The sequence below is a fragment of the Azospirillum sp. TSO35-2 genome, assembly GCF_003116095.1.
In the GTDB taxonomy this organism is placed as follows: Bacteria; Pseudomonadota; Alphaproteobacteria; order Azospirillales; family Azospirillaceae; genus Azospirillum.
Window position 1 is genome coordinate 861,465 of the sequence record NZ_LGRA01000008.1, and the last position, 12,701, is coordinate 874,165.

The window sequence follows — 12,701 nt, forward strand, 5'->3', positions numbered from 1 at the left end:
TCGGCGGTATAAGGTGCGGTTTTCAGAATGCAGTGAGCCGGTTTGCGATGATGAAGATGGCTGCCGCGGTGAGCAGAGCGAGGATGATATGGCCCAATCGATCCTGTCGTCGATCCAGGCGTTTGTTTGCCAGCAGCCAAGCGCAGCCATGCTCGACGATGCATCGGACCTTGCCGAGCCCCGAGCCGTGGGGCTCGCCGATCTTACGGATGTGCGGCTGAACCCTGTCGCGTAAACAGAGCCAGCAATTGTCAGCGCTGTCGTAGCCTGCGTCGGCGTAGAGCGTGCCGATGGCCGTGCAGACGACCTCGGCCAAGCGTAGCACGTCAGGGAAGAGCTTGGTATCATGCACGTTGGCGGGCGAAGGGAGGACCGCCAGCGGCAGGCCGTCGGTCGAGACGACCACGTTACCGCTCAGATATTTGCCGCAGGCATGCTTTCATGGAAACGGTAGACACGCCCATTGCGGTTCAGCTGTTCTAGGTATGTCATCGCTTGGTCGGCCGACAGGCCAAAGGAGTCGACGAGCGTCAAGTAGATATGCGCATATTCGTTGCGCAGGCTGGTCGAGAATATGCCGGTGTCGTCGCTACCCACGCACACGGTTGGCACCACCGTATCGGGAAGGGACGGGCGCTGCGCAACACCAAGCCAGCGAAACAGGTGGTGCTGTTTGTAAGAGTCATAATAACTGATCCGCACATTGCTGGTTGGCAAGGTTTCGATGATCACGTTGCGGCTGTTCAGCAGCGAAATCGCATCCATCTGCAGAGCATGAAGTGCACGCTCATCATAGTCCGATATGCGCACTTCGATGATTTCAGCCCCGCGCCGACACGTTTCAAGAAGATGCCTTTCTTGGAAAAGGCGAAATGCCTGCGGCGCGCGAACGAAGGCTTCCTTCAGAGCAGTTATCTCGGCGCGACGACCACGGCTCAGAGTGGCGCGGCATAGCCGATCAAATGCAGCAGGCGCCTGTTGCGCCATCTTTGCAGCATCATCAACCTCGCCCCGGGTAATGAGAGTGACCTCCGGCATCGTCGCGAGTCGGGCATCGAGCTTGCGCATGCGCCACTCCTCGACAAGCAGCGGTATGGGCACGTGGCGGCGATAGATGCGTAGCTGTAATTCGCCGATCAGTGCCTCAAGCCGCAGAGCTGCCTCTATATGAGCGGCCGATTTTGACAACCTATGGTAGGCAAAGACTGCATCATCAAGCGCGTCTTCAACCTTCAGCATCAAACGAGGGCCGATCTCTTCCAACCACAAGGCGGGATCAATCCCAAGGGCTGTGGCGTGGCCGACACGGTCTCCATTGCGCAGGTCAAGGAATTCAACCGCCTCAACTACCGCGCGTATGCCTGATACAAGATGGCGAAAGTCTTCGCCCGCATGGTAGGAGGCATGTGGAAGCCGTGCCCGGCGTACCATACGAAAGAGCGGAGCAAACGTCTCGGGCGGAGCGTGCAACTCGTTGGCAGCGGCATCAATGCCGGTAATGAAGTGACGCGCAGCCGGCGAGCGCTGCATCAGACCGAGAAAGGCATGTCCACGCGTCTCCAGATCCGTTCGCAGTTCCTGATGCCGACAGGCATGTGACCAACGCCGAACTTTATCGAGCGGCTTATCCTCCTTCTTAATGAAATGCGCTACCAAGCCCAACTTCATCCTTGGGATCCGGCCATGGCTGCAGGAACAGGAGCCGCCGGTCAGGCATGCCGGCACGATGCTGGCCATCGCGCGGAAAAGTTTGGCGCGCCCGCAGCCGCGGTAGTCGAGATAGCCGCGCACGATGCTTTCTAGCAGGTCAGCGTTCTTGCCAACTGTCTCCTTGGGTGAAAACCGTCCTTCCAGATGGTCGTGGTCGCCGTCGTTACTGACCCCAAGTTGGCGGAACCGTGCGGCATAATGCGCCTCCACCGGTTCTCGAGCGCCGGCCAAGGTGTATTTTTGGAACTGATCAAATCCAAACTCGTCAACCTGTTGTACGGTCAGGCGAGCAATCAAGGTGAGAGTCAGAAAATTGAAATATAGCCCAAGAGCAATGTCCTCGGCATCATCCGCGGGAAGCTGCTCCAGCGCGTCGAAACAGTGCCACAGCCATAGCGCCTCTTTGTGGAGGGGTGTGACGCCGGCCAGTTCGTTCTCAGAGTAAAGCCCCTCCACCGGATGGCAGGCTATGCTAAAGCCTGGCGGCGGAATCAGTGTGGTGGTCAAGCAGGCGTTGAGCGTCTCCGAGTTGGATGACCAGTCCGTCAATTCGTTGTCCGGCCGAAGCCCTTCCACCCGATGACGGGCACGGTGGTAGCTACGTGAGGAGGTCAGCGCTTCCGTCCGGCCACCTTCGAACTGCACCTTGGCGAGTGATCGCCCGAGCAGCCGGCGGGTGATGCTCCAGCGCACATTGCGGGCGACGGCTAGCCGGTAATGGATCTCCGCTGCATCCAGCCCGAGATCAATCTGGTCGTAGAGTTCTTTGACCATATGAGCGGAAGCGAAGGCCTTTTCCAACTCGTCGCGATACACTTCGGGGCGCTGGACAGCATCGATCCATACAATATCAAGTTCGGTTGAGCCTGTGAGGTGCATATGCATCTCGTTGAGACCATCGCGCCGAATTAACTCCTCAGGCCCAGGCAGCACGGGTGAGAGCAACGCCGAATAAAGCAGACTGGCTTCAAGTTCCCGGCGTCGTGCGGCAACGGTGGAACGGGCACTTTCCGGCAGATGGCGTCGCAGCCAATGCACAGCCACGGCCAAGGGGGAGAAGAACGGCAGGCCATGTTGCCAATGCTCGAACTCCTGCAACTTGACTGCGGCACGGCCGCGGGTCCATTCCAAATGATGGTCGCCGATGCCCCCCAAGGTCACGTTAATCAGGTCAACAAAGTTCCGGGCTTTGCCGACGCGGTGCTCCAAATAGCCTTTATAGAAGTGGTCCGGCCGGCGATGGTCGGATTGCCGCTCCATAACGAAGACGCGCCGCTTGATGTCGTCGACGTCCGGCTTGCGCCCCGCCAGCATCTGGCGAAGCGCAGCGGGATCCGCGAACACACGCCGGTAGATGAGGTTTCCCATCAGTCACTTCGTCCCTTCGGTTCAGCCTTTGCTCCCATCTTCCGGCGGCTTCCCATCCTCTAGCGGCGTCCCATCCTCTGGCGGCGCCGTATCCTCCGACGGTGTGTTTGCCGGGCGTTTAGAACGGCTAGCTTTAGACGGCACCGTAGGCTGTGACAGTACGGCACCAGGCAGTGAGCGAAGCCCCTGCTCCGGCTTGCCGTTCGGGTTCTGATCCGAAATTGGGATTGAGTTTATAAGCACAGACAGGCAAGACTCCTTTGAATCACCATCCGGCATCTTATATTTAGCGATGAAAAGCTTGCCAGGATCGCCCAATCCGGTCTGATGCTCCGGCTTTTTCAGATATCCAAGCACCTCTATGTACTTTTTATAAACAACCTCCTCTATGCTGCCGTCATCCTTGGGAAGAAGGAAGAACCCCCAGAGCGGGCAGGAAAAAATGAGCTTGAACAGCCGGTCCTCCGGCGTTTCGGCGGATGCTTTTGCGGTGCCACCGGCAGCAGTGGCACCTTCCCGCGAATCGATTTGTTGAGGCTGAGGAGGTGCTTCAGCAACCGAATCCTTAGTTTCGTCCGTTGTACCTGCCCCCGAGCGTGCTTTCTCGTCAGCCGCGAACTGCTCGAGGAACGCATTAAATACCGCTGAACTAGTGACTGGATTGTTGCGGAAGGCCTTCTCGAGAGCCCCCCCCTTGGTGCGGCGTAGCTCAACACCGGCCGCATGCAAAAATGCTACAGTATAGCGGTGTAGGATGAGTCCAAGATAACGCGTCTCCAAATGCCTCTGATGTTTCTGATCAATGCTCTTGCAAGCGGAAACAAAGCGCGCCCAAATGCGATCGAGCGCGAGGGGCGATACGGAAACCTCGAATGTTTTGTGCTCAATCAACCAAGCTGCCAAAGCCGAGACCAAATATTCATCCACGCCGGAGCGTCGGTCCTCACCAACACTTTGATCCTCGTTGATGAAACTCTCCTCGTCCTCTCCGCCATCCGCCGGCACCGGATAGCTGGACTCATCCGTCGCCTCCAGAAGAATCGCACGCACATGGCTTTTGACTTCCTCAAGTCCACTCCCAAAGGCTGACCTCGGTTGCATCAGGTCGGCTATCACTGCAATTAGGCGCGTAAAGGAAATGGCACCGTTGGCAAAACCTTGGCCACTTAGAACCGTATAGGAGCACAGGGCGAGGACATCGCGAGCTGGCGATTCGCTGATACTATCAGACAAGCTTTCAACTGAGTTGAAAAAATTGCGCAAGTACTTTACGTTATTTTCACCCTTCTTGATGGCGCTATACGTGACAGCCTGGAAGCTCCTGATAGGTTTGGCAAGATCCTTTATCCGCTCATCCCAAAGTGTCGACACCCACTCAGGATTGAACATTGCAAATCTCTCAGCGGCCTTGGCACTGGGTTGCTTTGGATAGCGAACACCATAGAGTTCTAACAGAGGCGCGTTGTAATTCCGGATTCTACCAGCTAACACCGGCAGGGCCAGCATGTTAACGCGGCGGAGCAGGTTGCGGCCGTTTCCCACCATCGACCAGGCGCCAATGCGGGCGACGGTGTGAAGACAGCTTTCCTGGATGGTCAGATTGGCGTGCCCAACTAGTTCCTGGCCATTGCTGGACTGCCCCATGTCGACGATGTCGCGGATCTGAGCGATCTTCAACATGTATTCAAACATTGCCCCTGGATCTCGGCGGAACCCGTCCAAGACGGACGCACTGACCGCCAATACGGACAGATTGACTTCTCCGTCAGCAAACTCCGGAGACAAGCGCGGCAACGTCTTCCAGTCATTTCTTTCGCTAAACCAGTTGATCAGGGTCAGCAACAGGCGGCGCGGCTCTCTTTCCTGGGTGTCATCGGGCCGAAGCCCAAGCTTGAACATTGCCGTCCATGCGACATGACGCAAGGCATCGATCGCCTGCGAACGCGCCTCCGGGTTGGGCGGGGAGGCGCTTCCGGTGCTGGCAATCACCTCTCTGCCGCCGCGCAATGCCTGAATTGTGGTGCGCAGTGCTTGGCGCAGGAAGACCGAGCGGAAATTTTGTACGTCGCTCGCGGCACGGTAACCGAACATTTCAGCCGCATAGGTGGTGAAGCTGTCTAGTAGTGGTCTATTCTCTTTGTTATCAACCTGGAAAGTCACTTCTTTGCCAAGGTCGACATGATCTGCCAGAGGACGCAGTTCGATACGGTTTTCAGTGGGCAGAACCTTGGTCAGATACTGCTCCTGCAGCTGGTCTATCATGGCCGACATCCCCGGCATTAGGGACTGCCGGTCATCCTTCATCTTTTCGTGCAGCCATTGTTCCGGTTTGAGAAGCGGTTCGCCGATCTGCTCCCACTGCTGGCGGCGCACGAGGAAGGAGAACAAATTCATGTCCCCGGACAGGAGAATGCGCAGTTGCGGAGTGGTTAGATATTTACGGATTGCCTCCAGCACCGGCCAGCCCCGTTCGAACCGGGTGTCGATGTCGTCGATGGCCAAGACGAAGGCGTCCTTTTGCAGGACATCCAGCGCCGACTCAACGAACTCTTTGAAATGACGCGCGAAATCGGCCGCCGCGCTGGCATTCTCGATCCCCTGATCAAGGATGAAATCGGGATCCATCCAGTCTTTGCCAAAGACTTCCACCCCGATGCCATCCAACAGCCCCAGGCCTCGGGCGATTAGCCGTAGTTGCTGCTCACAAGCCTTAATCTTTTGGCTTCTGGCATCCGCTTCCCTTGCCGCCAACCAGATGCGATCGAGAAGCAAGACCATAATATGCTGCTTGGATTCGATTAGAGTCGGATCGATAATGCCGAGGCTGAACAGGCGGGGGGGCTTACTTGGGCCGCTCGCCGAATTGTCTTTCCAGTCATTCGACTCGATGGCGCCAAGGACGCTCAAAAGAAATGTGGTTTTTCCACTGCCGCGCGGAGCCGTGATAGTAATAACATCGTGGCGCCGGCTCGGATCGATCTGCAGCCTAGCCAGATTTCTCTTGCCATCATCCCTCGCCTCACCTCTGAGCGGGGTCGTGCCAAGCAAAGTGAATACTTTGTTGAACGCATCTTCGTGAATGCGATATTCAACGCCGAGGATATTCTCCTGCAGCCGCAGATCGATGACCGGCATGCTTCCTCCAATTCCCGAACCCTACCTCAGGCTATAGCACCTTCGAATAGGTTTGAGACCTCTGAATTGCGTGCCACATAGACCTTTCCCGATCTGGTCGGCGTTTCTGTCCCGTCCACATCGAAAGAATGCGATGCAAGAAACAATCGGCGCGGCTCGGTTGAGTAGGAGATCATCGCGCTGCTTAGCTTAGGGTCCAGACTCATAACCAGTAGGCGACGGTTGCGGCGATGTGGACGGCCGCCATGAAGTTGGTAGCGGAGCGGTCATAGCGGGTGGCGATGCGCCGGAAGTCCTTGAGGCGTCCGAACATACGCTCGATGACGTTGCGGTTCCGTTAGAGGTAGGGTGAGAAGCAGTTTTTCCAGCGCTTGTTGGCGCGTGGCGGGATGTTGGGCGCGGCCCCGGCCTCTTCGATCTTCCGGCGAACAGCGGCGCTGTCGTATCCCTTGTCGCCGTGCAGGAGGTCGGTGGCAGGCATCCGGTCGAGCAGACGGTCGGCGGCGGTGCAGTCGGCAACCTGACCGCCGGTCAGCAGGAAGGCGAGCGGCCGCCCACGCGGATCGCTCAAGGCATGGATTTTGGTGGTTCGTCCGCCACGGGACCGTCCGATGGCCTGGGCGCGCTCCCCCCTTTGCCGCCGCTTGCCGATCGATGGGCGCGCACGGCCGTGGAGTCGATCATTACCTGGGCCGGTGGGCCACCCGCCGCGGCCAAGGCATGGAAGATGTCCTCCCACACGCCCTTCGCCGCCCAGCGGACGAAGCGGTTGTAGAGCGTCTTGCGCGGACCGTAGACCGGTGGAGCATCCGCCCAGCGCCCGCCCGACTTCAGCACATGGACGATTCCGCTGATCACACGGTGATCGTCCACGCGCGGCTTGCCTCGGGTGTCGCGAGGAAGGTGCGGCTCAAGCCGCCCAAATTGCTCCACAGTCAACCAGAACTGACCGTCGCTCATCGCAAAGCCCCTTTCCAGGGCGTTGAATCACAACGGCTCCCTGACGAAAAGGCTCTTTATGGGTCCGGACCCTAGCGTCACAAGGAGATCATCATGTCCTGCACCACCTATCCGCTCTGCCAGATCGACGCCACTACGTTGGCCGGTATCGTCGGTACCGCGAACTTGGCCGTCGACATGATCGCGATCGACACCGACGTGGTCACCGTCAACTGGCCCCAGCCCATTTACCACCACACCCGTGAGGCGATCGCCTGCCTCGCTCTCACGGCGCTGGACCCGGACGCCGCCCGCCTGCGCTTCCCAACCAACGACTTCAATCTTGGATGGCTGATCGACAAGGTCACGTGTCTTGATGTCCGAGAGCAGAAGGTGGTTGCCGACATGGCCGGCATCGCTGGGCCGAACGGACTCCGGGATACCATGCGACCGATCTTCAGCGCCGGGGTACGCTCAGTCATCGAGGCACATCACCTCGACGCGCTGTGGCGCCGCACCGGACCGGCCAGATGCCATCTCGACCTGCGCCCGATTGATCCAGACCGCTATGAAGGCGAGTTGCTCAAGCTGGACACGATCGGACGCATCAGCGGCCTGATGCTGTTCGGCCTGTACAACGCCACCATGATGCGCGTGATCGCTAAGCGGCAACTGCGCTTCGGCGCGGTGGAGGCGTTGGTGTCTCTGCAGGCGCAGGAACAGTCCGGCTGGACCGACACCATGACGCTGTTGTCGCACTATCCCGGCTGGTGAGGGGGAGTGAACACGTCAGCGACCGGACTTTTCAACATCGTCAACATCTTTATTTCCTTCGTGCCTTCCTCTGAGGCGAACGCGGAGGCCATGAGGAGCACGGGCGCGGCACACTGCCCTGCAGCCGATCGGGATGGTTTCCAATCCGCCATCGCAGGAGCGTTCGATGCCCGTGTCCCTCCGCAAGACCGCCCCACCCGTTCCCGCCTCCGCCGAGCCGTCGGAACCGGACCAGCGCCTCCAGCGCGTCGAAGAGACCTTGCTGGACCTGGTGCGCCTGATCGCCCGCACCGAAGCCCGCCGCTTCCTGCGCTCCTCCCGCGGCATCACCGACCTCCGGCTGCTGCTGCTGATCGCCCTGATCTGCCTGACCATCATGATCGGCATCGTCGCCGCGATGCCCTCCTGACCTCCTTCCCTTCGCTCCGGAAAGGATACACCTTCATGAGACGCAAGCCGAACTCCGGCCGGGCCAACGGCACCGTCGGTGACCGGGTAGTCATCTACGCCCGCTACTCCGATCAAAAGCAGGACCCATCCTCCATCCAGGCCCAGTTGGCACTCTGCCAGGATTTCGCCGCTTCCAAGGGATGGGAGGTGGCCGGTGAGTTCACCGACGCAATGATCAGTGGCGCGACTAAAGCGCGGGATGGCTATCAGGCGATGCTGCGCGTCGTCGATGCTGGCGAGGCGGACATCGTCTTCGCCGAGGCACTCGACCGCCTGACCCGCGATCCGGAGGAGAGCCATGCCCTCTTCAAACGGCTCAAGCACCGGGGCGTCCGTCTCGTCACCCTGGCCGAGGGTGAGGTCAGCAACATCCACGTCGCCGTCAGCGGCATCTCCAACGCCCTCTACCTGGAGGCGGTCGCCTTCAAGACGCGGCGCTCAATCCTCGACAAGGTCCGCAAGGGTGAGATCATCACCGGCCTCGCCTATGGTTACCGGGTGGTCAAGGTCCATGCCGAAGACGGCACACTGGTCGACCGGCACTGGGAGATCGTCGAGGAACAGGCGGCGGTGGTCCGCGAGATCTTCACCGCTTTCGCCGGCGGGCACAGCCCCAAACAGATTGCCCGCGACCTCAACACCCGCAGTGTTCCTGGCCCCCGGGGTGGCATCTGGCGCGACACCACCACCATCCGCGGCCATTATGAGCGGGCAAGCGGCATCCTGCGCAACGCGCTCTACGCCGGCGTGCTGGTGTTCAACCGCCAGAGCTTCAGCCGCAACCCGGCCGACGATGCCAAGCGCGTCGCCAGCCTCAATGACGAGTCCGATTGGGTGCGCGTGCCCTGGCCGGAACTGGCCATCCTCCCGCAGGCTCTGTGGGACCGGGTCCAGCAGCGGCTGCAGGACATCCGGAACGGCGCAGTATCCAGCGCCATTCGCGACGTGCGTCCGTGGGAGCACCGCCGCCAGCATCTGCTCACCGGCCTCGCGGTCTGCGCCGGCTGCGGCATGTCGCTCAGCAACGCCGGCCGTGATTATCTCGCCTGCAACACCGCCAAGCTCTCGCCGACCTCTTGCGCCAATCAGGGCAGCCTCCGACGGAGTGTGCTGGAGGACACGGTGCTGAACGCCCTGCGCGATCGGCTGATGCAGGACGACATGGTGGCGCCCTTCGTCGCCGCCTTCCGGGAGGCGGTTCGGACGGATGGGCAGGAACAGACCGCTGAACAGCGGCAGATGGAAGCCGATTTGAGGAAGGTGCGCCAGGACCTGGATGGGCTGGATGCCACCGCCCGCCAGGGTCGGCTGACCGAGCGCCTGCACCGGTTGATGGTCGGGTTGGAGGCGAAGGCCGAATCGCTGGAAGCGGCGCTGGCCTCCCCTCCCCCGCCGCAGGTGGTCCTGCCCGACAATTTGGCGGCCCTCTACCGGGAGCGGATCGCCGAGCTGGCCGCGACACTGGAGGACCCGGACCACCGGATTGAAGCGCGCGACCGCCTGCGCTTGCTGATCGAGCGGGTTGTGGTGCGTTTCAGCGCTGCCGATACCCGCGGCATCGAGTTCGAGTTGGAGGGCGACTTGGTGGCGTTGCTCAGCCTTGGGCTGGGCGCAAACGCAGCGAAGGCCGGCGCTGCGGGAGCGGCCGGCCTTCGCGAACCGGGGCGTTCAGTGTCGGTGGTTGCGGGGGCAGGATTTGAACCTGCGGCCTTCAGGTTATGAGTTCGTTTTCAGGCCCCTGCGCGCGCGTTTCCGGCAGCACCCCATGGCATCCGATTCAAGCATAATACCTTGTTTCCATTGAAATTTTATTGAAGCCAATCTACGCTACTGCTTCATCGGAAACGCTCTCAATTCTTCTCAGGTGATTCCGATTTGATTCCGGAGATGCCGGCGCTCGTGGGGGTACTCTATGGTCAAGATCACGAAACGGTCCGTCGATGCCGCCGTCCCCGGCGAGCAGGAATTCTTCCTCTGGGACGAGGAACTGAAGGGTTTCGGATTGCGCGTCTATCCTTCCGGCCGGAAGATGTATCTGGCCCAATTCCGGGCCGGCGGCCGTCTGCGCCGCGTCAACATTGGCCCCCATGGCGTCCTGACGCCTGACGTCGCCCGGACCGAGGCCATGAAGCACCTGTCCGATGTCCGGCGCGGCGGCGATCCAGCATCCGAACGCGACCGGCGCAAGGCATCCCCTACCATGAAGGAATTCGGCAAGCGCTTCATGGAGGACTATGTCGCCTCCCACTGCAAGCCGACGACCCGGGCCGAATACAAGCGCTCCATCGAGCTGTTCATCAATCCCAAGATCGGCACCCACCGGATCATCGACGTCAGCCGTGCCGACGTAGTCGAACTCCACCAATCCCTGAAAGCGACCCCCTATCAGGCCAACCGCACCCTGGGCGTCCTCTCCGTCATGTTCACCGTTGCCCACACCTGGGGCGTGCGGACCGATGGCGTCAATCCGTGCTGGAAGGTGAAGCGCTACAAGGAGGTCAAGCGCGAACGCTATCTCACGCCGGACGAACTCGCCTCCCTCGGCAAGGTGCTGCGCGAATCCACTTCCGAACCGGAAGCGGTCAATTGCATCCGCCTCCTCCTTCTGACGGGCTGCCGCCTCAGCGAGATCCAGAAGCTCAAATGGGAGCACGTCGATCTCAACACTGGCATGCTCCGGCTGCCGGATTCCAAGACCGGGGCGAAGCTGGTGACGATTGGGAAGGCCGCCATCACGGTGTTCAAGGGCCTCACCAAGGTGAAGGACAATCCCTATGTCATCACCGGCCAAGTCGAAGGGCAGCACCTGACCGATATGCAACGCCCTTGGCGCCGGTTGCGCAAGCGCGCCGGGTTGGATGACGTGCGCATCCACGATCTGCGGCATTCCTTCGCCTCCGACGCGCTACAACTCGGCGAGGATCTACCGATGATCGGTCGTCTTTTGGGGCACACCCAGGTCCAGACCACCGCCCGCTATGCTCACCTCAAGACCGATCCCATCAAGGCCGCTGCCGACAAAGTGGCGGAAGCCATTGCGATCGCCCTCACCCGCCCACCCAGGAACGACGATGCATCAAATGCGGCAGCCGGAGTCCAAGCCGACCAGCTAATTGAAAACGCCCACCCCCACCAAGAACATACTAGCATTTCTTAGTTTTGCTGTATCTTTAGAACTCAGTTCTGCGCTACATTTACAGAGATTTATTAATAAGAACTCTATTATCCGCGCATTAGATTTCAGCATTTCCATTCAATGGACGCTTTCTATTAGCCCCGTCGCCCCAAGATCAAATCTAAAGAAATGGAAGGCAGTCCAAATAACATCGCAGATCGTGGGACTATCTCCAAGGACAAGTCAGAAACTCAGAGAGTTGGAGCCGTTACCAAGCGCGTGGCTTCAATGAAGCGTCGAGCCGGCACTGTCAAACCAGCAGTTGAACACGCCGCAACGATGCGAACGGCTAACCGTGGCACCAGTGGCCGCGCGACAACGCCACCCGGCAGCATGAGAATATTCGAAACTGGTTGCACTGCAATCCCAAGACCGGCCGATACCAACGCTAGCCGAACTTCCAAATTGGACAATGGCGTGGTCACGCGCAACTCAAGGCCAAGCGCATGTCCAGCAGCGAGGAGCAAAGCGTCTGCGGAACCCGCATAATCAGGTGATTCAATAACAATAATATATTTCGACAAATGGCGGATATCAACAACTTCTTCAGCAGATAAGGGATGGCCTTCCGGCAACACAACATGAATATCTTCTGTCCACAACGATTCAGCATAGAAATTCCCAGTGACCGACTCCATCGGCAACAACGCAATGTCCAAAATCTCGCTGCCAAGCATCGCGAGCAAATTCGACGGGGAACCAGAGCTCACGACTACATCACAACTAAATTTTTTTATTAATAATTCCAAAGATTTTGACAAATAATTTGTAGCGGCATCTCTGCTGACACCAAGCCGCACAGGCGCATCACTCCCACTTGCAACAATTCGAGCAACATGTGTAGCTCGCTCAAGAACATGGGTAACATATCTGGTCTCGCTGAGAAACACAGCGCCAGCTGGTGTAAGGGTGCTACCTGAAGAATTGCGCACTACCAGCTGCGCCCCTACATCCACTTCCAGCGCCCTGATGGATTGGCTGAGCGCTGGTTGCCGAAGGCCGAGCTGCTTTGCAGCTCGATGAAAACTTCCAGCTTCAGCTAGCGTTGCCAAATGATGCAGATGACGCAATTCCATTGCAAACGTAGCTATATGACAGACACAGGTTTGAAAGCGGATTGTTGACTACACACCCCCATATGTAGTGGGTA

8 protein-coding genes and 1 pseudogene are annotated in these 12,701 nt (G+C 59.2%); 4 read left to right on the forward strand and 5 right to left on the reverse strand.

Going from position 1 to position 12,701, the window contains the following annotated elements:
- Positions 1 to 22: 22 nt before the first annotated feature.
- From TSO352_RS05340 to TSO352_RS05355, 4 genes and pseudogenes are all read right to left on the reverse strand, one after another.
- Positions 23 to 406, reverse strand: a complete 384-nt coding sequence (locus TSO352_RS05340) for a transposase (RefSeq protein ID WP_158284535.1) — start codon at positions 404 to 406, stop codon at positions 23 to 25.
- 8 nt (positions 407 to 414) lie between these two features.
- Positions 415 to 3,078 (reverse strand): hypothetical protein, encoded by a 2,664-nt coding sequence (locus TSO352_RS05345; protein WP_109106283.1) that lies wholly within the window; start codon positions 3,076 to 3,078, stop codon positions 415 to 417.
- A gap of 21 nt (positions 3,079 to 3,099) precedes the next feature.
- Positions 3,100 to 6,213, reverse strand: coding sequence for a hypothetical protein (locus TSO352_RS05350; protein ID WP_109106284.1), 3,114 nt, complete (start codon positions 6,211 to 6,213; stop codon positions 3,100 to 3,102).
- Between the two features lie 202 nt (positions 6,214 to 6,415).
- A pseudogene (locus TSO352_RS05355) lies at positions 6,416 to 7,173 on the reverse strand (IS5-like element ISAzba5 family transposase).
- Between the two features lie 93 nt (positions 7,174 to 7,266).
- Between TSO352_RS05355 and TSO352_RS05360 the strand changes: the two are divergent.
- The 4 genes from TSO352_RS05360 (at position 7,267) to TSO352_RS05375 (ending at position 11,533) form a co-directional block, all read left to right on the forward strand.
- Positions 7,267 to 7,926 carry a hypothetical protein gene (locus TSO352_RS05360; protein ID WP_109106285.1) on the forward strand — a complete coding sequence of 220 codons (660 nt, stop codon included), beginning with the start codon at positions 7,267 to 7,269 and terminating at the stop codon, positions 7,924 to 7,926.
- 166 nt (positions 7,927 to 8,092) lie between these two features.
- Positions 8,093 to 8,335: a hypothetical protein gene (locus TSO352_RS05365; RefSeq protein WP_109106286.1), complete on the forward strand. Its 243-nt coding sequence runs from the start codon at positions 8,093 to 8,095 to the stop codon at positions 8,333 to 8,335.
- Positions 8,336 to 8,370: 35 nt separating this feature from the next.
- Positions 8,371 to 10,098 (forward strand): recombinase family protein, encoded by a 1,728-nt coding sequence (locus tag TSO352_RS05370; RefSeq protein ID WP_109106287.1) that lies wholly within the window; start codon positions 8,371 to 8,373, stop codon positions 10,096 to 10,098.
- Positions 10,099 to 10,288: 190 nt separating this feature from the next.
- Positions 10,289 to 11,533 carry a site-specific integrase gene (locus TSO352_RS05375; RefSeq protein ID WP_247871908.1) on the forward strand — a complete coding sequence of 415 codons (1,245 nt, stop codon included), beginning with the start codon at positions 10,289 to 10,291 and terminating at the stop codon, positions 11,531 to 11,533.
- A 209-nt stretch (positions 11,534 to 11,742) separates the two neighbouring features.
- On the opposite strand, the gene TSO352_RS05380 is transcribed toward TSO352_RS05375, so the two are convergent.
- Positions 11,743 to 12,627 carry a LysR family transcriptional regulator gene (locus TSO352_RS05380; RefSeq protein ID WP_109106288.1) on the reverse strand — a complete coding sequence of 295 codons (885 nt, stop codon included), beginning with the start codon at positions 12,625 to 12,627 and terminating at the stop codon, positions 11,743 to 11,745.
- Between the last annotated feature and the right edge of the window lie 74 nt (positions 12,628 to 12,701).